The sequence below is a fragment of the Providencia sp. PROV122 genome (genome assembly GCF_028482365.1).
Taxonomy (GTDB): domain Bacteria; phylum Pseudomonadota; class Gammaproteobacteria; order Enterobacterales; family Enterobacteriaceae; genus Providencia; species Providencia stuartii.
In genome coordinates this window covers 1-20,819 of sequence record NZ_JAMPQI010000022.1, presented here as the reverse complement: position 1 = coordinate 20,819, position 20,819 = coordinate 1, and the positions used below count along the sequence as shown (strand labels likewise).

Below are 20,819 nucleotides of genomic sequence, written 5' to 3'. Positions count from 1 at the left end.
TATCCGTCGCTCAGTTGGATAGAGTACTCGGCTACGAACCGAGCGGTCATAGGCTCGAATCTTTTCAGATGTACCATAATCAGAAGCCCCTCAAAAGAGAAATTTTTTTAGCCCTATTATTGGCTTTATTGTTTATTTAATACTGTTTCAATGATTCGCTTTATATAAACCACACATCTAAACAGCGACAATTTCCTCCATTTACGCTAAAGTAAGCACCTTACTAAAATAAAATGACATCACTGGCGGGAGGTCGATTTGATCCCGGACGTATCTAAAGCGCTCTCATGGTTAGAGGCGCACCCAGAAGCACTAAATGGTATTCAACGTGGTATTGAACGTGAAACATTACGTGTTACTCCGGAAGGTTCTATTGCTGAAACTTTGCATCCGGAAGAGTTGGGGAAAGCATTAACACATAAATGGATCACGACAGATTTTGCTGAGCCTTTACTTGAATTCATCACACCTGTTGATAAAAGTATTGGGCATAGTTTGGCTTTTCTTAGGGATTTACATCGCTATACGGCGCGTCAGATGCATAATGAAAGGATGTGGCCGTTAAGCATGCCTTGTTTTATCGAAAACGAGGATAAAATCACGCTGGCACAATATGGCTCATCTAATGTTGGCCGCTTCAAGAATTTATATCGCGAAGGGCTGAAAAACCGTTATGGTGCATTAATGCAGACCATTGCTGGCGTTCATTACAACTTCTCCTTGCCAATTGAGTTTTGGCAAGCGTGGGCGGGTGTTAAAGACGCTGAAAGTGGCAAAGCACAAATCTCGGATGGCTATCTACGTCTGATCAGGAACTATTATCGCTTTGGTTGGGTTATTCCTTATTTATTTGGCGCTTCTCCTGCAATTTGCGGGTCGTTCCTCAAAGATAGGGATACCAAACTCACATTTGAAAAGACCGCTGGTGGTACTTATTACTTGCCATATGCGACGTCACTGAGAATGAGTGATTTGGGCTATACAAATAAATCTCAGAGCGATTTAAACATTACATTTAATGACTTAGATAGTTATGTCGCGGGCTTGAAAAAAGCCATTTACAAACCATCTGAGGAGTTTGCTGCACTAGGTGTTAAAAAAGAGGGCAAATATATTCAATTGAACACTAATGTGTTGCAAATTGAAAACGAATTGTATGCCCCTATACGCCCTAAACGTGTGCCTAAAGGTGATGAATCGCCGTCAGATGCGTTGCTACGCGGTGGCATCGAATATATTGAGGTAAGAGCGTTAGATATTAACCCATTCAGTGCGATTGGTGTTGATGAAACACAAACTCGTTTCCTCGACCTGTTTTTAATTTGGTGTGTGTTAGCTGATGCACCTGAAATGAACGCTCAGGAATTGGATTGTAGCCGTAAAAACTGGAACCGAGTGATCCTCGAAGGGCGTAAGCCTGGGCAAGTCATCGGTATTGGTTGTGGCAGTGAAATGAAGCCACTTGTCGAAGTTGGGCAGCAGTTATTTAACGATCTGATCCGTGTAGCTGAAGTCCTTGATACTTGCTGTGATGCTAAGTATCGTGATGTTTGTCACCAATTTGTTGCGATGTTTGAAGATCCAACACTGACATATTCTGCTTTAGTGATGGATAAAATGATTGAGCAAGGCATTGGTGGCTATGGCTTAGCATTGGCAGAAAAATATTATCAGCAATTGGTGAGTGAACCTTACGAGGTGATCACTGAGGCACAGTTTGAAGAAGCTCGATTAGCTTCCATTGAAAAACAAGCTATGCTAGAGAAAGAGCAAACCGAAAGCTTTGAAGAGTATCTGCACAAGCATGCAGGGCGTTAAAAAGAAAATGGCCACGTTAAGTGGCCAAATATAAAATCTCTTAGAGAATTAGGGATGATAACAAATTTGCGCGTCTTTCATTTATTAAGACTCGGCGATTCCAAAATAGTTTCATTTATTTTTTGAAAATAAAAATAATTTTTTCAGGAGGTCAAGAAATGCCGTTATTAGACAGTTTTACTGTAGATCATACGCGTATGGCTGCACCTGCCGTCCGTGTGGCGAAAACCATGCAAACTCCAAGTGGAGATACGATTACAGTTTTCGACCTGCGTTTCACGGTTCCTAACAAAGAGGCAATGTCAGAGAAAGGTACTCATACACTAGAACACCTATTTGCAGGTTTTATGCGTGATCACCTCAACGGTGATGGTGTTGAGATCATTGATATCTCGCCAATGGGATGCCGTACAGGCTTTTATATGAGCTTGATTGGAGAGCCTGATGAACAACGCGTAGCGAATGCATGGAAAAGTGCAATGCAGGATGTACTGAAAGTCCAAGATCAAGCGAAGATCCCTGAACTGAATATTTACCAGTGTGGCACATATAAAATGCATTCACTGGAAGAGGCTCAACAAATTGCACGCAATGTCTTAGCGTCAGAAATCCGTGTTAACAAAAATGATGAGCTAGCCTTACCAGCTGAGAAGTTGACAGAACTACACGTTTAGATAAATAGCTTCTGGATAAACTGCACCTGATATTCGATACAGGTGCAGTTTTTATTTGTGCTTACTAAGAGGAAGATACCGCCGACTTTGTGTTTAAAGGCGTAATTTTTACCTGTTTGATAATATTGTCACTGATTTCTAATACTTCAACTAAGTAGTGTGAAATAACGATTTTCTCTTGTAATTCAGGTATATCCCCAATAGCTTCCAACACCATACCATTCACAGTTCTTGGGCCATCGATAGGCAGGTGCCAATCAAGGGCTTTGTTAAGGTCTCGAATATTCGCTGTACCATCAACGAGTACACTCCCGTCGCTTTGAGGTAGAACTTCTTCAGCCAATGATGGTGACATGGAGGTTGTAAAGTCACCGACGATCTCTTCTAAGATGTCTTCAACAGTAATCAGACCTTGGATCTCACCATACTCATCGACAATGATGCCTATTTTCTCTTTGTTATGCTGAAAATTAATTAGCTGAGTACTTAACAGCGTACTATTTGGAATAAAATAGATATTATCGGCGGCTTTGATCAGATTTTGTTTATTGAACTCGCGTTTTTCCATCATCATGCGATAGGCTTCGCGTACTCGTAAGATCCCAATCGCATCATCCAGTGAATCACGATACAGTACAATACGCCCATGAGGTGAGTGAGTTAATTGGCGTACAATGGATTTCCAATCATCATTAACATCAATGCCTACTATCTCATTTCTTGGCAGCATAATGTCGCCGACAGTCACTTTTTCAAGATCTAAGATAGATAGCAACATGTCTTGATTACGTCGACTGAGCTTTGCTTTCGACTCATTAACGATAGTTCTTAACTCATCTTTACTTACAGCATCGCTACGTATAACAGGGGGTTTTATTCCACAAATGTACATAAACATCAGTGTAATTTTATTGAAGGCCCAAACGACAGGCAGCATAATTTTTTGTAGAGGTTTTAAAATATAGCTACTTGGAAAAGCGACTTTTTCTGGGTATAGCGCCGCGATCGTTTTAGGTAAAACTTCAGCGAAGACTAAGATGATGAAGGTTAAAATACCTGTTGCAATTGCCACCCCTGCGTTACCGTATAAACGCATCCCCACAATAGTCGCGAGTGACGAAGCTACGATATTAATCAGGTTATTACCAATTAGGATCAAACTAATCAGTTTATCAGGGTGTCTGAGTAATTTTTCAACTCGTTTTGCAGAACGGTTGCCTTGTTTGGCGAGGTGCTTTAAGCGGTAACGGTTCAGCGTCATCATACCTGTTTCTGAGGCTGAAAAGTATGCTGACATAATAATTAAAACGATTAATATGATGATGAGCGTACCAGTAGATACGTGATCCAAAACTAGGTTCCTTATGCAGTATAGATAAGATTATTTTATCCATCTTATGGATAAGATACCATAATTTGTTGCATCAGCCGGTTGCCGAAAAAAGCCATTGTTAGGATAAAGGCGCCTGCTACATGGAAAAATAGGACTCTTTTTCCGCGCCAACCTCCATGAAAATGACCCCATAATAAAATGATATAGACGAACCAAGCGACAACTGATAACACAGACTTATGAATATTCTCTTTATCAAAGATATTATCCATATAAATAAAGCCCGTACATAAAGTTAAGGTTAGCAGAATGACACCAACTTGGGTGATATGAAACATTTTACGCTCAATGACCATCATTGGTGGCATATCAGCTCTGAATTTGAACGTTTTATTTTTAAGTTGATAGTCAATAAGCGCGACTTGGAATGCATACAAGGCGGCAATTAAAAGGGTTGCATAGCTAAGCAAGGCCAAGCCAATGTGAATAAATAGCGGGACGCTGCCTTCTAGATGGGTGATAAATTCACCTGGCATCACGGCTGAGAGGATTAAATTAATAATGGCAAAACTATAGACAATAGGTGTCAAATACCACGCTTTGCCTTTGTAGGCGACCACCGTCATGATGATGCACATTAATAGGCTAACTGCGGAACCTAAATTCAGCAATGTGAGGTTTTGTCCTTCTGCTCCACGAAAAATAAGCAACTTTAGCGTGATTGCATGGGTAATCAGTGCAACAACAGCTAATAAGAGGGCTAACCGGCGATAGACAGGTTGTTTACGAACCTGGCCGGGAACGATCAGCGATATGCTGAACAGATATGTACAAACTGCTATGACTGCAAATACGGGCATAGTATAGTGTCGTTATTCATTTTTAGTGGATAATGTTAGCTAGTATAACGCGTGCAACTGTAGGCTCCAACCATTAGCACTGTTAATAAGCCTCTTCTTAATCGCTAATCGCATTTAAGAGTCCTTTTTACAGGCCATGTTCATTTAAAAATGAGGATAATTTTGGTATCTGGCCTGTAAAAACAACCTCCAACAGGGTGCAGCGAATATACGTCAGGTATGATACACTGTGACGAAAATTTTCGGCGTTGGTTTCAGTTGTGGCTGTCAGTGGTTATTTTGCTTTGAAAAGACCGATAAGCAAATTTGCCGAAATGAGCCACTCAATACTTGTATTTTGCAGTATTCATAACCAAATCTAGCTTTGACAGTAGGCCCATAAACAGAATTGAGCTAAGACATATGTTTGATAATTTAACTGACAGACTATCGCGCACTTTGCGCAACATCAGCGGGCGTGGTCGTCTGACTGACGATAATATTAAAGATACATTGCGTGAAGTTCGCATGGCTCTGCTGGAAGCAGACGTTGCGCTCCCCGTTGTCCGTGAATTTATTCAAAAGGTAAAAGAGAGTGCTGTTGGCCAAGATGTCAATAAAAGCTTAACGCCAGGCCAAGAGTTCATCAAAATTGTTCAAAATGAGCTTACTCGAGCGATGGGGGAAGAGAACCATCAGCTCAACCTTTCTGCACAACCACCAGCTGTGGTGTTGATGGCAGGTTTGCAAGGTGCGGGTAAAACAACCAGCGTTGCAAAACTAGGTAAGCTATTAAAAGAAAAACAAAAGAAAAAAGTTTTAGTGGTCTCTGCTGACGTGTATCGTCCAGCGGCGATCAAGCAGTTAGAAACATTGGCTGAAACAGTTGGAATTGATTTCTTCCCTTCCGATGTTAAAGAGAAGCCTGCGGCGATTGTGCAAAAAGCTTTAAAACATGCTCAATTGCAATTCTATGATGTATTACTTGTGGATACAGCTGGGCGCTTGCACGTTGATGAGGCGATGATGGAGGAAATCCAAGAAGTCCATCGCATTATCAAGCCTGTAGAAACCCTGTTTGTTGTCGATGCGATGACGGGGCAGGATGCGGCAAATACAGCAAAAGCGTTTAACGAAGCACTGCCTCTTACTGGGGTTGTTCTGACCAAAGTTGACGGTGATGCTCGTGGCGGTGCGGCTCTCTCTATTCGTGCTATCACCGGTAAGCCAATTAAGTTCTTAGGGGTTGGCGAAAAAACCGATGCGTTGGAGCCTTTCCATCCTGAGCGTGTGGCTTCCCGTATTTTAGGCATGGGTGACGTGTTATCTCTGATCGAAGAGATTGAACATAAAGTTGACCGTGACCAAGCTGAAAAATTAGCTAAGAAACTGAAAACGGGTGACGGTTTTGATTTAAACGACTTTTTAAGTCAATTAAAGCAGATGCGTAATATGGGTGGCATGGCGAGTATGATGAGTAAAATACCCGGTATGTCTCAAGTGCCTGATGCGGTGAAGTCACAAATGGATGATAAAATTACTATCCGTATGGAAGCTATCATCAACTCAATGACACGCAAAGAGCGCGAAAAACCAGAAATTATCAAGGGCTCCCGTAAACGCCGTATTGCAGCAGGGTCGGGTACGACGGTTCAAGATGTCAACCGCCTTTTGAAACAATTTGATGATATGCAACGCATGATGAAGAAGATGAAAAAAGGCGGTCTTGCTAAAATGATGCGTGGTATGAAAGGAATGATGCCACCGGGTTTTCCGGGGCGTTAAGTAATGAAGCTAGAAAGAATATGCACTTTTGATTGATTTTTGCGTCAAAGTGAGTAAAATTTTCGGGCTTTTTATATGACAACCGGACTCTATCCCTCGATGGAGTCTGGTTGTTTTATTAACTAATGAGGATGTTATGGTAACAATTCGTTTATCTCGTGGCGGCGCAAAAAAGCGTCCGTTCTACCAAATCGTTGTAACCGATAGCCGCAATGCGCGTGACGGTCGTTTCATCGAGCGTATCGGTTTCTTCAACCCAATCGCTTCAGGTCAAGCAGAAGAACTGCGTTTAGACTTGGATCGTGTTGAGCACTGGGTTGGTCTGGGCGCAACTATTTCTGACCGTGTTGCACAACTGGTCAAACAAGCTAAAAAAGCAGCTTAATCTGTCACGGTGGTAACTATGAGCAAGCAAGCAAATCTAGCGACTCCTACTAACCCAATTGTGTTGGGTAAATTAGGCGCTGCGTATGGAATTCGTGGTTGGCTCAAAGTTTTTTCGTCCACCGAACATGCTGAAAGTATTTTTGATTATCAGCCTTGGTTTATTCAACGTTCTGGTCAGTGGCAACACATCGAACTGGAAGATTGGAAATACCATAACAAAGATATCATTCTGAAACTCAAAGGGGTTGATGACCGCGATGCAGCAACGCTGTTAACTAATTTTGAGATTGTTGTGGATTCAGCGCAACTTCCTGAGTTAGATAATAACGAATACTACTGGAAAGACCTTATGGGCTGCCAAGTGGTGACGTTGCAAGGGTATAACCTAGGTACCATCACCGATATGATGGAAACCGGGTCTAATGATGTCATTGTGATTAAGGCAAATCTAAAAGATGCGTTTGGCATCAAGGAGCGGCTGGTTCCGTTTCTTGATGGGCAGGTTATCAAGAAAGTCGATCTCAAATCTAAACTGATTGAAGTTGATTGGGATCCTGGTTTTTAAATCTCCGGTTGAACGGTTTTTATGAGTGGGACTAAATAATGTGGATTGGTGTAATTAGCCTGTTTCCCGAAATGTTCCGCGCAATAACCGAGTACGGGGTAACTGGTCGGGCAGTGAAAAATGGCCTGCTGTCTGTGGAGTGTTGGAACCCGCGAGATTTTACTCACGATAAACACAAAACAGTCGATGATCGCCCCTATGGCGGTGGTCCGGGCATGCTGATGATGGTGCAGCCATTAAGGGATGCTATCAATACAGCAAGAACTGAGGCAGGTGAGGGTGCGAAAGTCATCTATTTATCACCTCAGGGGCGCAAACTTAGTCAAGCTGGGGTTTGCGAATTGGCAACGAATGAGAAACTTATTCTTGTTTGTGGTCGATATGAAGGCATTGATGAACGGATCATACAAACCGAAGTTGATGAAGAATGGTCAATCGGTGATTACGTTCTAAGTGGTGGGGAGCTCCCCGCGATGGTGTTGATAGACTCAGTTTCTCGGTTCATTCCGGGGGTACTTGGTCATGAGGCGTCTGCTCAGGAAGACTCTTTTGCAGACGGCTTGTTGGATTGTCCTCACTATACCCGCCCTGAAGTTTTAGACGGCATGCACGTTCCTGATGTTTTATTGTCAGGGAATCATGCAAAGATAGATAGCTGGCGCATGAAGCAATCACTTGGCCGTACCTGGCTGAGAAGACCTGAGCTTCTGGAAAGCCTAGCTCTGACTGACGAGCAAAGGATGTTGCTGAACGAATTCCAAAATGAATATCGTTCTGAGCAACAAGTGAATCCAGACAATTAAATTAATTGTCTAACATATATCAGTTTACCTAGGGTAAGAGAATTATTATGAGCAACATTATTAAACAACTTGAACAAGAGCAGATGAAGCAGGACGTACCTTCATTCCGTCAGGGTGATACTGTGGAAGTTAAGGTATGGGTCGTAGAAGGCTCTAAGAAACGTCTGCAGGCATTTGAGGGCGTGGTTATTGCTATTCGTAATCGCGGTCTGCACTCTGCATTCACTGTTCGTAAAATTTCTAACGGCGAAGGTGTTGAGCGTGTATTCCAAACTCACTCTCCTGTCGTAGATAGCATCGCTGTTAAACGTCGTGGTGCCGTACGTAGAGCTAAACTGTACTACCTGCGTGAGCGTTCTGGTAAGGCTGCTCGTATCAAAGAGCGTCTGAACGCCAAGTAATACGCTTTCGCTACATCCGAAAGTTACGATAAGGCCCGCTTATGCGGGCCTTTCTATTTGTTACCTTATTGATTTAGATAAGTTCACTGTTAATCATTTTCTGAAGTTAGATCTTTCTCTGTCACTTATTTCCCTTCTTATCGACCTAATCGTTAATATATTATCCTCTTAAGTTAAATTACGTGCTTTACCTGTTTTTGTAAACATAACTTTACTAAAAGAGTGGTTTTGTATAATAAATAAGCGATATTCAATAGTTTGTTTTATTAAAATCTATTATTTATCAATATGTTGTGTTTGTGTAATTTTTTATTTACGTATATGGAAATATTTTACATTAATGGATTGTATTCTTTACGTCACATGGTATGTTAATAACCAAGCACTCAAACACAATATATAAACAATAAGTTAAGCAGGTAATAAAAATGATCATGCAAAAAGATGTACTCAATAATGTGAATATTCGTGATGAACAGGTACTGATTACACCTGAAGCACTGAAGCAGAAGTTTCCACTGAGTCACAACAATCTGCATGCCATCGCGGCTTCGCGTCAAACAATTGCTGATATTATCCATCAGCGTGACCCGCGCTTACTCGTGGTATGTGGTCCTTGTTCTATTCATGATGTCGATGCGGCGATTGAATACGGGCAACGTTTACAGAAGCTTGCTGCTGAACTGAGTGATAGTTTATATATTGTGATGCGTGTCTATTTTGAAAAACCTCGTACAACAGTGGGTTGGAAAGGATTAATAAGCGACCCTCTTATGGATGGTTCGTTTGATATGGAAAAAGGCCTACATATTGCGCGTGATCTTTTGACCAACCTTGTCAATATGGGGCTGCCATTAGCCACTGAAGCGTTAGATCCTAATAACCCACAATACTTAGGTGACCTTTTTAGCTGGTCTGCAATTGGTGCAAGAACCACAGAATCGCAAACACACCGTGAAATGGCATCAGGGCTATCGATGCCTGTAGGGTTCAAAAATGGTACGGATGGCAGCTTGTCTACAGCCATCAATGCGATGAAAGCCGCTTCTATGCCACACCGTTTTATGGGGATTAATCAGTCAGGGCAAGTGAGCTTATTGCATACCAACGGTAATGAAAATGGGCACATTATTTTACGCGGTGGTAAAACGCCAAATTACAGCCCTGAAGATATCGCGGCTTGTGAAATTGAAATGAGAAAGGCAGGGCTAGAACCTTCATTGATGGTCGATTGTAGTCACGGTAACTCTAATAAAGATTTCCGTCGTCAGCCACTCGTTGTTGATTCAATTATTGAACAAATTTCTAATGGGAATCAATCAATAACCGGTATTATGTTGGAAAGCCATTTACATGAAGGCAATCAAAGTTCTGAGCAACCGCGTAGTGAGATGAAATATGGTGTATCAGTGACGGATGCCTGCATTAACTGGGAAACAACGGAAACGGTATTGCGTAAGCTACATCAAGCATTGTTACCTGTGCTTGAAGGGCGCGCAGAAAAATTTGAAATTGCGAGCTGATACAAGGTATAGGTATGTCTGTAGAATTATCTCATCTTAGAGAACAAATTGATGAGGTTGATAAATCGTTATTAGATTTGTTGGCTAAGCGCTTACAACTTGTAGCTGAAGTTGGTGAAGTCAAAAGCCAACATGGTTTACCTATTTATGTACCTGAGCGGGAGGCGAGTATGTTGGCCGCCCGCCGTCAGGAAGCCGAACGCATGGGGATCCCCCCAGACCTAATAGAAGATATTCTTCGGCGCATTATGCGTGAATCCTATGCCCGTGAAAATGATAAAGGGTTTAAAACATTAAAGCCTGATGCGGGTCCAATAGTGATTGTTGGTGGTGATGGTAAAATGGGGCGGTTATTTAATCGCTTACTAACGTTATCAGGTTACCAAGTTAAAATTTTAGGTGAACATGATTGGGCACAAGCAGAATCAATTGTTAAAGGGGCTAGCGTCGTTATTATTAGTGTTCCGATACATTTGACGGTGCGCGTGATCAAGCAATTACCGAAATTGAACCAAGAAACCGTATTGATCGATATTGCGTCAATAAAACATCAACCTTTGGAAGCAATGCTGGCTGTTCATGAGGGGCCAGTGCTTGGCTTACACCCTATGTTTGGTCCTGATGTTGGTAGCGTTGCGAAACAAGTGTTTGCTTTTTGTGATGGTAGAGGGGCTGAGTCATATCAATGGTTCCTTGAGCAATTACAAGTTTGGGGAGCTCGCTTGAAAAAGATCACTGCGAGTGAGCATGATCGTAATATGAGTTTTATTCAAGCATTGCGCCACTTTACTACTTTCACCTATGGGCAAAACTTAGCGAAAGAACATGTTGATTTGCAGCAATTGCTCGATCTTTCATCGCCAATATACCGGTTGGAACTTGCAATGGTTGGGCGCTTATTTGCTCAAGACCCACAGTTGTATGCTGATATCATCATGTCGTCAGATGAAAATATTGAATTAATTCGCCGTTACTATCAGTTATTAGGGCAATCGATTGAGACGCTCGAACGTAAAGATAAGGCTGAATTTATACGACAATTTAATGAAGTTAGTGATTGGTTTGGTGAGGATGCACATCACTTTATGAAAGAAAGCCAATCCTTGTTGCAAAGAGCGAACGACAATCGTAAGTAATGCATAAAATAGCTTCTAATTTAATTTTAGGAGCTATTTTTTTATTACCAAAATCAAAATATTCCCTCTTCAAGCTCGTACGCTTTCTGCTTTACTATCTATAATTTGTTTTAGTTATTGCCATTTTTAATGATGTAAAATATTCCATTCTTAGAGTCGCTCAGCGATTTATTCTGATTTTGTCTGTTAATATCTATTTATAAAATGAATATTTATAAATTAAACAATTTAACTAATAAAGTTAGTCGATAATCTACCGATATTAACTGTCATAAAATGACGACCAGTTCGGTGAGGAATCTATGTCTCTGAAAGATATAAAAATAGGTGTAAAACTTTTTATTGCGTTTGCGTTCTTTATTTTTCTTCTGCTCTTAAGCTCGGCACTGTCCTTAATTAGCTTAAACAAAGCAAATAATGGTATTCAAGACATTATCTATAAAGATTATCCAATGACTGTTAATGCTAATCAGCTAATGGATAATTTTTATTCTTATATAGGGATACAGGAACTCATTTTATTGGATGATAGAGATAGTGAAAGACGCAGAAATGAACTAAAGAAAATCAGCTCGAATGTTGTTCGACTACTCAAAGAGCTTGATGAAAATGCCAAGGATCCACAGTCTATTGCTGTTCTTGCGGAGATCTATGATGTTCGTGAACGATTCCTTCAGTCACAAGCTAGGTTGAGTGAATTTCTCAATAACAATAATAGAAGCGCTGCTATCGATGAAATGATGAACAAAACATCGGCAATACAGCGTGAATACCGCGAGAAAGTACAACAATTTATTGAAGTGCAAAATCACAGAATGCAAGCCTCGGGCGTTATTGTCGATGGTGATTACCATTTTAATAAATATTTATTAATAACCCTCGCGATTATCAGCATTGTTATAGCTTGTATTATGGGATGGTTTATTACCCTGTCGATTACACGGCCTCTGGGAGCCGCCGTTGGCTTTGCTCAAGCGATTGCGGAAGGGGATTTAACACAACATGTTGAAATAAAAAATCAAGATGAAACTGGGGTGCTATTGCGAGCGCTAGTCGAAATGAAAAAGCGTTTATTAGAAATTGTACAAGAAGTACAAAATGGCTCTGAAAGTATTTCAGCCGCTGCGGGGCAAATTGTTGCAGGAAATCAACATCTAGCGGCAAGAACCGAAGAGCAAGCAACCTCTGTGGAAGAGACTGCGAGTTCTATGGAACAAATCACATCGACAGTACAAAATACGGCAGAGCATACTCACCAAGCGACACAATTGGCCGCAGACACTGCGGTTGTTGTAGCCAATAATGGCCGCATGATGAATGAGGTAACCAACAAAATACGTGCTATTCATTCATCTTCTAACCAAATGACAGAAATTATTAATCTAATTGATTCTATTGCATTCCAAACGAATATTCTTGCATTGAATGCATCTGTTGAAGCCGCACGGGCAGGGGAACATGGTCGTGGTTTTGCAGTGGTTGCAGGTGAAGTTAGGTTACTTGCCCAAAAAAGTGCTAACTCGGCAAATGATATTCGTCTGTTAATTGAAAATTCGTTAACACGAACTAAAGAAGGTATGGAATTAGTTGAACATGTAGAGCAGCAAATTGATGGAATGATCAAAAATGTTGAAGAGATGGATCAACGGCTTCAGGAGATAGGTCAAGCTAGCCACGAGCAGAGCGCTGGAATATTACAAATAAACAGTGCGGTTGGACAACTTGATGTGACGACACAACAAAATGCAAGTTTAGTCGAGGAGTCAGTCGCGGCGGCAGCGTCATTGAATGAGCAAGCATTGCATTTAAAACAGCTGGTTAATTATTTTCAGGTAAGTGCGACTCACGAAAATAGGTCAGTGTAATAAGTAAATAGTGTGTGTCAGAAGCCAGTCATGTGAATGACTGGCTTACTATTAACGTACCAGCATAGATAAAATAGATTAAGGCGTAATTTTTTCTGGTTCAACGGGGACAATATTTTCAGAAGGATAGCAGCCTAACACCTTAACAGAACGGGTTATTGCAATCAGCTCTTTTAGTGCCTGCTGCATATTTTCAGAACGTAAATTGGCATGCACATCAACATAGAACATCTCTTCCCAAGGCTTACCATTAATAGGGCGTGATTCCAGTTTACTCATGATGATCTTATTATTTTTTAAGATGATTAGAGCATCAACAAGAGCACCGGCCTGTTGACCAGTTGTAATGAGTAATGTGGTTTTTGCAGGAACTTGCTCAGTGACCTCAATCGCTTGCTGAGCAACAACGATAAAGCGTGTCATGTTAATTTGTTGGTTGGCAAGATTATGTTCTAGCACTTGCAAGCCATATAGCGCGCCGCCTGCTTCACTTCCTAGTGCCGCAACATTTGGCGAGTTTTGTTGAGCAACATTCTGCATTGCGGTTGATGTGCTATCACAATATTCAATTTTCCAATGCGGGAATTGGGCTAAATATTGGCTACATTGTTGGAATGGTTGTGGATGGCTGTAAACCGTCTCTATTTTGCTAAGATCAGCCCCTGCGGTTGTGAGCAAGCAATGGTTTATTGGTAGTCGAATTTCACCTACGATTGAAAGGGTGGTGTTCTGTAATAGGTCATAAACATCGTTAATGGCGCCTGAGCTGGTATTTTCAATAGGTAGGATACCATAGTCGGCTTGACCACTTTCAACGAGTGAGAAGATATCTTGGAATTTATGGCAGCTACATTCAACTAATTGGTCAAAATGTCGGGCAGAGTATTGGCGAGCAGCAATATGTGAATAGGAGCCTTTAGGGCCTAGGAAGGCAAAACGCGCGGAGTCATTTGGTGTTAAGTTTAAATGTTGCTGTAAGATGGCTTGTTGAGTAAGAACGGAATCTTCAATGATCATTTGAAACAGTCGTGTGACATAAAAACCATCTAACCCTAATGGCTTGGCTTTATTGATCAAAACATCCAGTAATTGGCGTTCACGCTCTTTGTCTCGAATTGGACGGTTATCTTCTAATTTTGTTTGAGCTACTTCAACGGCATACCCGCGTCTCTTAGCCAGTAGGCCGAGAAGTTCACTGTCTAATTGGCTGATTTTTTCACGTATCTTCAGTAAATTAGTACTGTTGTCCATCCTACCTTCCCCATAAAATATCAGTAAATAAAAAAAGCCCCCTAGCAGGGGGCTTTCAAATCTTGTCATCTTTTCTTTCTCGAACGACAAAAGCCCCTTAGTAGGAGTGGCTAAAGAAAGAAAAGAAAACAAAATTCATGTGCATCATTATTTACCTATTATTGACCATTTCTTAAATAGACCCGATACACGGGCAGATGTCAACAAAAAAGATATTGGGGAAATTAAAAACGCGCCCAAGATAGGCGCGTTGATAAGGTTTCAAGATAAGTTTGTAGACAATATAAAATTATAACGTAACAAGGTTAGCTTCTTTTACACTATTACTGGCTCTTCTTGATTCTCCTTTATGTTGCACTTTGTTCAGTTGTCTTTCGAGTTTGTTAATTAATTCATTGATGGCGACATACATATCTTCATGTTTGGCGCTTGCAACGAGTTTTCCTGTAGCAGTTTTGATGTTGGCATCAACCATAAAACCTTGTGGTTCTTTTGATAATACAACGTGAGTATTAATCAAAGCGACTTGCCATTTGTCGAGTTTAGTCAGACGGCTCTCAATGTGATCTCGGATAGCAGGGGTAATATCCATTTGTTTGCTAGTTATGTTTACTATCATATAGTTACCTCTCATTGTTTCCGTCTTTGATGTATTCAGAATACTGACTATTTATCTAAAAAAATTGATATAGATCACGCTTAATGAACAGGATAATCCTTCGCGAACCGAACTGTGATTCAGGATAAAAAAGAGAGGGAAAGAGATTGCCAAGTTGAGTTTCTTGAGCGAAACTGAAAAAGTTGACTATCAATATGGTAAATAGTCGGTACTTTATTTGGGCTAAAATTCAGATAAAGAGTAAACAATAAAATAGTGGCCTAAAAAAGATTATTTATCGTCAATTAAAGTTGCCTTCCGATTTTGTCTTTGATTATTTTATATGCTCAGTTTCACTTTTATGTGATAAACAAAAACAGCAGCCTAAGCTGCCGTTTTCAATGTTGATTTTTCTGTTAATTTGGATTGGCTGCAATAAGGTTAGCAACTTTATTTGCTTCTTCATCTAACCCCATCTGCTTATAAGCTATTTCCATGTATTTTAATGCATTACGGGTAGCTTCAGTATCTGGGTAGTCCCTTAGCATTTGTTGTACTCGATTGACAACCGCGACATAAGCGCCACGTTTGTTGTAGTATTCAACAACAGAGAGGTCAAACCTTGCTAAACGATCTTTTAAATAAACAAGACGCTTACTGGCGTCATTAGCATAGAGGCTGTTAGGATAGTAACGCACTAATTGGCTGAAGTCTTTGAATGCGACGCGTGCATGTTGTGGGTCTCTATCTGAACGGTCTACGCCGAAGAAACCTTGTAACAAGCTGTCATCAAGTGCCATTGCCGTTAGCCCACGCATATAAAGGACATAGTCGATATTTGGATGAGTTGGGTTTAAACGCATAAAACGGTCAATCGCAGCTATCGCCATTGGTAGCTCGGCTGATTTATAATAAGCATAAATCAGGTCTAATTGTACCTGTTGGGCGTAAGGGCCAAATGGATAGCGGTTATCTAACGCTTCTAATTGCTTGATGGCCGCTTTATAGTTGCCGTCCTGCAACTTTTGCTGGCCAATACTGTACATTTCAGCCGGAGTACTATCAGGGCTGACTTCATTATTGCTGGAGCATCCGGTGAGTACCAGGCTCAACGTGGCAGCAGCCACCAGATATTTGATACGTATCATCACGTGTTGGTTATCCTCTGAGTGTTTCGAGGGAGACTATCCGTAAGGCTCCCGGCAAAATTCGAGTTACAATAACATACATTTTAAATAAAACGGCATCGCCGTCAAAATACAAACACTAAAAAAGTAGATTAATTTATGGCTCAACAAGTACAACTTAATGCAACTGTTGCTGAATCACAGCTCGGTCAACGTTTAGATCAGGCTTTAGCGGAATTGTTCCCTGATTATTCACGTTCACGTATAAAAGAGTGGATTTTAGACGATAGAGTGCAGGTTAATGGAAAAGTTATCAATAAGCCAAAGGAAAAAGTTTTAGGTGGCGAACAAATTTTAGTTGATGCACTGATTGAAGAGGACAATCGTTGGGAGCCGCAAGATATTCCTCTTGATGTTGTGTATGAAGATGAGGATATCCTCGTTATTAATAAGCCTCGTGGGCTAGTTGTTCACCCAGGTGCAGGGAACCCAGATGGCACTATATTGAATGCACTATTGCACCGCTATCCTGAAATTGTTGATGTACCACGAGCTGGTATTGTCCACCGTCTAGATAAAGACACGACGGGATTAATGGTGGTTGCGAAAACCGTACCCGCTCAAACACGCCTTGTAGAATCATTGCAATTACGCGAAATCACCCGTGAATATGAAGCAGTTGCTGTAGGGCGAATGACTGCGGGTGGTATGGTCGAAGAACCTATTTCAAGGCATCCGACAAAACGTACTCATATGGCTGTTCACCCAATGGGGAAACCTGCGATAACACATTATCGCGTGATGGAGCATTTTAGAGCTCATACTCGCTTGCGTTTACGTTTGGAAACGGGAAGGACACACCAAATTCGTGTGCACATGGCCCACATTAACCATCCTTTGATTGGTGATCCACTGTATGGCGGACGTCCTCGTCCATTAAAAGGGGCAAGTGAAGAGTTTTTTGAAGTCATGCGTAAATTTGATCGCCAAGCACTGCATGCAACGATGTTGCGACTGTATCATCCTATTTCAGGGATTCAAATGGAGTGGCATGCACCACTACCGGATGATATGGTTGAACTTATTGAAGCCTTAAAGGCAGACTATCAACTGCATAAAGACGATATGGATTGGTAATGAGCTCATTGATTTTTCCTGACTGGCCTAAGCCTAAGAATGTATCATGCTGTAGCACCACACGTATTGGTGGGGTCAGTTTGTCGCCATTTGATAGCCTCAATTTAGGGGGGCATGTAGGTGATGATCCCTCGGCTGTCAGTGAAAATCGTCATCTCTTACAGACCTTGGCTGGCTTGCCACAACAACCGTTGTGGCTTGAACAAGTCCATGGCACAAAAGTATTGTGCTTAACTGGTGCTGCCATTGACAACAAACAGGCGGATGCTGTCTATACTCAACAGGTAGGGCAGGTGTGCGCTATCATGACCGCTGATTGTTTGCCTGTTCTTTTTTGTAGCAAAGATGGTCGTGAAGTTGCGGCGGCTCATGCGGGTTGGCGCGGGTTGTGTGATGGTGTGCTTGAAAATACGGTAGCACAATTTAATTGTGATAAAAAAGACATAATGGCTTGGTTAGGGCCTGCCATCGGGCCTGAAAAATTCGAGGTCGGTGCCGAGGTGAAAGCAGCATTCGTCAAACAATCGAGTGAACTCGCATCAGGGTTTACGGTTCACGGCGAAAAATATTTAGCAGATATCTATTTATTAGCACGTAAAAAGCTGCAAGCAGCAGGTGTTTCATCAATTTACGGCGGTACATTTTGTACTGTGAGCGATAAAAACAGATTTTACTCCTATCGCCGTGAGGGTAAAACGGGGCGCATGGCCTCATTGATATGGGTAAATAACTAGTGTTTAGTGATTTATTCTGAATTAACTGATATCGCTAAAATAATTTAATTATAAACTTGAATAAATAAAAATAGACCTCATTTATTCACCAGAAGCAATTTTAATCCCATTTTTAGTGGAGGTGTTATGCGTCTGGATCGTTTAACTAATAAATTCCAGCAAGCGCTCGCTGACGCCCAGTCATTAGCCCTTGGGCGCGAAAACCAATTTATAGAACCTATTCATTTATTAAGTGCACTGTTTAATCAAGAAGGTGGCTCTGTTCGTCCTTTGTTGACAACAATTGGTGTTAATGCAGGGCAATTGCAACAAAAAATTGAAGATGCACTCGCACGCTTACCGCAAGTGCAAGGGGTTGCCGGTGATGTGCAACCATCAAGTGATTTGATCCGCCATTTAAATTTATGTGATCAACTCGCTCAAAAAAATGGAGATGAATTTATCTCCTCCGAACTGTTTCTTCTCGCTGCTTTAGAAGCTAATACATCACTTGCAGACATGCTCAAAGCGGCCGGTGTGAATAAAGCAAATTTAAATAAGGCAATAGACGAGATGCGTGGTGGAGAAAAAGTGAATGACCAAGGTGCTGAAGACCAGCGCCAAGCGTTAAAGAAATTTACTGTTGACCTGACTGAGCGTGCTGAGCAAGGCAAATTGGACCCAGTCATTGGGCGTGATGAAGAGATTCGCCGTACAATTCAGGTTTTGCAGCGTCGTACAAAAAATAACCCTGTATTGATTGGTGAGCCAGGTGTCGGTAAAACCGCCATCGTCGAAGGGTTAGCGCAACGTATTGTTAATGGGGAAGTGCCAGAAGGGCTAAAAAATAAACGTGTCTTATCCCTTGATATGGGAGCATTAATTGCAGGGGCGAAGTTCCGAGGCGAATTTGAAGAACGTTTAAAAGGCGTACTAAACGACCTCGCAAAACAGGAAGGTAATGTGATCCTGTTTATCGATGAGTTGCATACGATGGTGGGTGCAGGTAAAGCCGACGGCGCAATGGATGCCGGTAACATGTTGAAACCCGCATTAGCGCGTGGTGAATTGCATTGCGTTGGTGCGACAACGTTGGATGAATATCGTCAATATATTGAAAAAGATCCTGCTTTAGAGCGCCGGTTCCAAAAAGTTTATGTGGCAGAGCCAAGCGTCGAAGATACGATCGCGATTTTACGTGGTCTGAAAGAGCGTTATGAGCTGCACCACCATGTGCAAATTACGGACCCTGCTATCGTAGCGGCGGCGACACTATCGCATCGCTACATTACAGATCGTATGTTGCCAGATAAAGCTATCGACTTAATTGACGAGGCTGGTGCAAGTTTACGTATGCAAATGGATTCTAAACCTGAATCCCTTGACCGTTTAGAGCGCCGTATTATTCAACTGAAATTAGAGCAACAAGCTCTGAAAAAAGAGTCTGATGATGCGAGTAAAAAACGTCTTGATATGCTCGAAGAAGAATTGGCGGAAAAAGAGCGTGAATATTCTTCATTAGAGGAAGAGTGGAAAGCAGAAAAAGCCTCGTTAACAGGCACTCAGCATATCAAAGCTGAGTTGGAAAATGCACGCTACGAAATGGAAAAAGCACGTCGTAGTGGTGATCTGGCTAAAATGTCAGAGCTGCAATATGGCCGTATTCCTGAGTTGGAAAAACAGCTAGAAGCAGCGACAAAAGCAGAAGGCAAAAATATGAAGCTTCTGCGAAATAAAGTCACTGATGTTGAGATCGCTGAAATTCTTGCTCGTTGGACTGGCATACCTGTTTCTCGTATGTTGGAAAGCGAAAGAGAAAAATTACTGCGTATGGAGCAGCAATTACATCAACGCGTAATTGGTCAAGATGAAGCGGTTGTTGCTGTTTCAAATGCAATCCGCCGTAGCCGCGCGGGTCTATCAGATCCTAATCGCCCAATTGGCTCATTTATGTTCCTAGGGCCAACAGGGGTCGGTAAGACTGAGTTATGTAAAGCACTGGCAAACTTTATGTTTGATAGTGATGATGCGATGGTGCGTATCGACATGTCAGAATTTATGGAGAAACATGCCGTTTCCCGCTTAGTGGGGGCTCCTCCAGGCTATGTTGGCTATGAAGAAGGGGGCTATCTAACAGAAGCTGTCCGTCGTCGCCCTTATTCAGTGATCTTATTGGATGAAGTTGAAAAAGCGCATCCAGATGTCTTTAACATTTTATTGCAAGTGTTGGATGATGGACGTTTAACAGATGGGCAAGGCCGTACTGTCGATTTCCGTAATACGGTGATTATTATGACGTCGAACCTAGGTTCTGATTTGATCCAAGAGCGTTTTGGTACAATAGGCTATTCAGAAATGAAAGATATGGTCATGGAAGTGGTTTCTCATAGTTTCAGACCTGAGTTTATTAACCGTATCGATGAAGTCGTTGTGTTCCATCCATTAGGTAAAGAGCACATTACTAATATCGCGAACATTCAGCTTGGTCGTCTATATAAACGCCTTGAAGAGCATGGTTATGAAGTGAGTGCAACACCAGCTGCGTTGGAGAAAATTGGAGAAGCAGGGTTTGACCCAATCTTTGGTGCTCGTCCATTGAAACGAGCAATCCAACAAGAGATTGAAAACCCACTGGCACAAGAAATATTGTCAGGCAAATTAATTCCAGGTAAACCAGTTGTTCTGGATGTTGAAAATGATGAGATAGTGGCTAAACAGTAAAACTCAACATTTCAATTAGTAAATGGAAAGGCGATCATCAGATCGCCTTTTTACTTTTGATAGGCATAAAAAGGCGATTTTGCTGTAAAAACCGGCGTAAAGTTTAAAAAGTAGTCGGTTGTCATTTTTTTTCAAAAAAACAC

At 41.6% G+C, this 20,819-nt stretch carries 18 protein-coding genes and 1 other annotated feature; of the genes, 13 read left to right on the top strand and 5 right to left on the bottom strand.

The genetic code is table 11. The features are described from left to right. Positions 1–258 precede the first annotated feature (258 nt). A complete protein-coding gene (gene gshA, locus PSE69_RS15790) occupies positions 259–1,818 on the top strand; it encodes a glutamate--cysteine ligase (protein ID WP_040132889.1) in 1,560 nt (519 codons plus the stop codon). Positions 1,819–1,976: 158 nt separating this feature from the next. Beyond that, the gene (gene luxS / locus PSE69_RS15785) at positions 1,977–2,492 is read left to right on the top strand and encodes an S-ribosylhomocysteine lyase (protein WP_014656655.1); all 516 of its coding nucleotides are present in this window, start codon (positions 1,977–1,979) and stop codon (positions 2,490–2,492) included. A 64-nt stretch (positions 2,493–2,556) separates the two neighbouring features. Here luxS and PSE69_RS15780 read toward each other — a convergent pair whose 3' ends face one another. Both PSE69_RS15780 and PSE69_RS15775 read right to left on the bottom strand, forming a co-directional pair. Then, positions 2,557–3,843, bottom strand: a complete 1,287-nt coding sequence (locus tag PSE69_RS15780; protein WP_014656654.1) for a CNNM domain-containing protein — start codon at positions 3,841–3,843, stop codon at positions 2,557–2,559. A gap of 44 nt (positions 3,844–3,887) precedes the next feature. Continuing rightward, positions 3,888–4,685 (bottom strand): cytochrome C assembly family protein, encoded by a 798-nt coding sequence (locus tag PSE69_RS15775; RefSeq protein ID WP_004924889.1) that lies wholly within the window; start codon positions 4,683–4,685, stop codon positions 3,888–3,890. Positions 4,686–5,087: 402 nt separating this feature from the next. Between PSE69_RS15775 and ffh the strand changes: the two genes are divergently transcribed. The 8 genes from ffh to PSE69_RS15735 all read left to right on the top strand — a co-directional run bounded on the left by ffh (position 5,088) and on the right by PSE69_RS15735 (position 13,129). Next, complete coding sequence (gene ffh / locus PSE69_RS15770; RefSeq protein ID WP_004924888.1) at positions 5,088–6,449, top strand: signal recognition particle protein; 1,362 nt, start codon at positions 5,088–5,090, stop codon at positions 6,447–6,449. Positions 6,450–6,585: 136 nt separating this feature from the next. Next, entirely contained in the window at positions 6,586–6,834 is a 249-nt protein-coding gene (gene rpsP, locus PSE69_RS15765) for a 30S ribosomal protein S16 (protein WP_004924887.1), read from the top strand. 18 nt (positions 6,835–6,852) lie between these two features. Then, complete coding sequence (rimM, locus tag PSE69_RS15760) at positions 6,853–7,401, top strand: ribosome maturation factor RimM (protein WP_272675291.1); 549 nt, start codon at positions 6,853–6,855, stop codon at positions 7,399–7,401. A gap of 38 nt (positions 7,402–7,439) precedes the next feature. After that, entirely contained in the window at positions 7,440–8,204 is a 765-nt protein-coding gene (trmD, locus tag PSE69_RS15755; RefSeq protein WP_004924885.1) for a tRNA (guanosine(37)-N1)-methyltransferase TrmD, read from the top strand. A gap of 47 nt (positions 8,205–8,251) precedes the next feature. Further along, positions 8,252–8,605, top strand: coding sequence for a 50S ribosomal protein L19 (gene rplS, locus PSE69_RS15750; RefSeq protein ID WP_004914006.1), 354 nt, complete (start codon positions 8,252–8,254; stop codon positions 8,603–8,605). 428 nt (positions 8,606–9,033) lie between these two features. Continuing rightward, on the top strand, positions 9,034–10,128 hold the full coding sequence (locus PSE69_RS15745; RefSeq protein WP_004924894.1) for a 3-deoxy-7-phosphoheptulonate synthase: 1,095 nt from the start codon (positions 9,034–9,036) through the stop codon (positions 10,126–10,128). A 14-nt stretch (positions 10,129–10,142) separates the two neighbouring features. Next, positions 10,143–11,264, top strand: a complete 1,122-nt coding sequence (tyrA, locus tag PSE69_RS15740) for a bifunctional chorismate mutase/prephenate dehydrogenase (protein ID WP_004924884.1) — start codon at positions 10,143–10,145, stop codon at positions 11,262–11,264. Positions 11,265–11,566: 302 nt separating this feature from the next. Continuing rightward, entirely contained in the window at positions 11,567–13,129 is a 1,563-nt protein-coding gene (locus tag PSE69_RS15735) for a methyl-accepting chemotaxis protein (protein WP_014656651.1), read from the top strand. Between the two features lie 78 nt (positions 13,130–13,207). Here the strand turns inward: PSE69_RS15735 and pheA are convergent, their stop codons facing one another. The 3 genes from pheA to bamD all read right to left on the bottom strand — a co-directional run bounded on the left by pheA (position 13,208) and on the right by bamD (position 16,126). After that, positions 13,208–14,380, bottom strand: coding sequence for a bifunctional chorismate mutase/prephenate dehydratase (gene pheA, locus PSE69_RS15730; protein WP_036941497.1), 1,173 nt, complete (start codon positions 14,378–14,380; stop codon positions 13,208–13,210). 27 nt (positions 14,381–14,407) lie between these two features. After that, positions 14,408–14,529 (bottom strand) — a sequence feature (Phe leader region). A 140-nt stretch (positions 14,530–14,669) separates the two neighbouring features. After that, positions 14,670–14,999 carry a ribosome-associated translation inhibitor RaiA gene (gene raiA / locus PSE69_RS15725; protein WP_014656650.1) on the bottom strand — a complete coding sequence of 110 codons (330 nt, stop codon included), beginning with the start codon at positions 14,997–14,999 and terminating at the stop codon, positions 14,670–14,672. Between the two features lie 395 nt (positions 15,000–15,394). Continuing rightward, positions 15,395–16,126 (bottom strand): outer membrane protein assembly factor BamD, encoded by a 732-nt coding sequence (bamD, locus tag PSE69_RS15720; protein ID WP_004924881.1) that lies wholly within the window; start codon positions 16,124–16,126, stop codon positions 15,395–15,397. A gap of 138 nt (positions 16,127–16,264) precedes the next feature. Here bamD and rluD point away from each other — a divergent pair, with 138 nt between their 5' ends. The 3 genes from rluD (at position 16,265) to clpB (ending at position 20,676) form a co-directional block, all read left to right on the top strand. Next, the gene (gene rluD / locus PSE69_RS15715) at positions 16,265–17,242 is read left to right on the top strand and encodes a 23S rRNA pseudouridine(1911/1915/1917) synthase RluD (RefSeq protein ID WP_004924880.1); all 978 of its coding nucleotides are present in this window, start codon (positions 16,265–16,267) and stop codon (positions 17,240–17,242) included. After that, positions 17,242–17,976 (top strand): purine nucleoside phosphorylase YfiH, encoded by a 735-nt coding sequence (yfiH, locus tag PSE69_RS15710; protein WP_088499061.1) that lies wholly within the window; start codon positions 17,242–17,244, stop codon positions 17,974–17,976. The genes rluD and yfiH overlap by 1 nt, the downstream gene beginning before the upstream one ends. Positions 17,977–18,102: 126 nt before the next feature. Further along, positions 18,103–20,676, top strand: a complete 2,574-nt coding sequence (gene clpB / locus PSE69_RS15705; RefSeq protein WP_004924878.1) for an ATP-dependent chaperone ClpB — start codon at positions 18,103–18,105, stop codon at positions 20,674–20,676. The last annotated feature ends 143 nt before the right edge of the window (positions 20,677–20,819 follow it).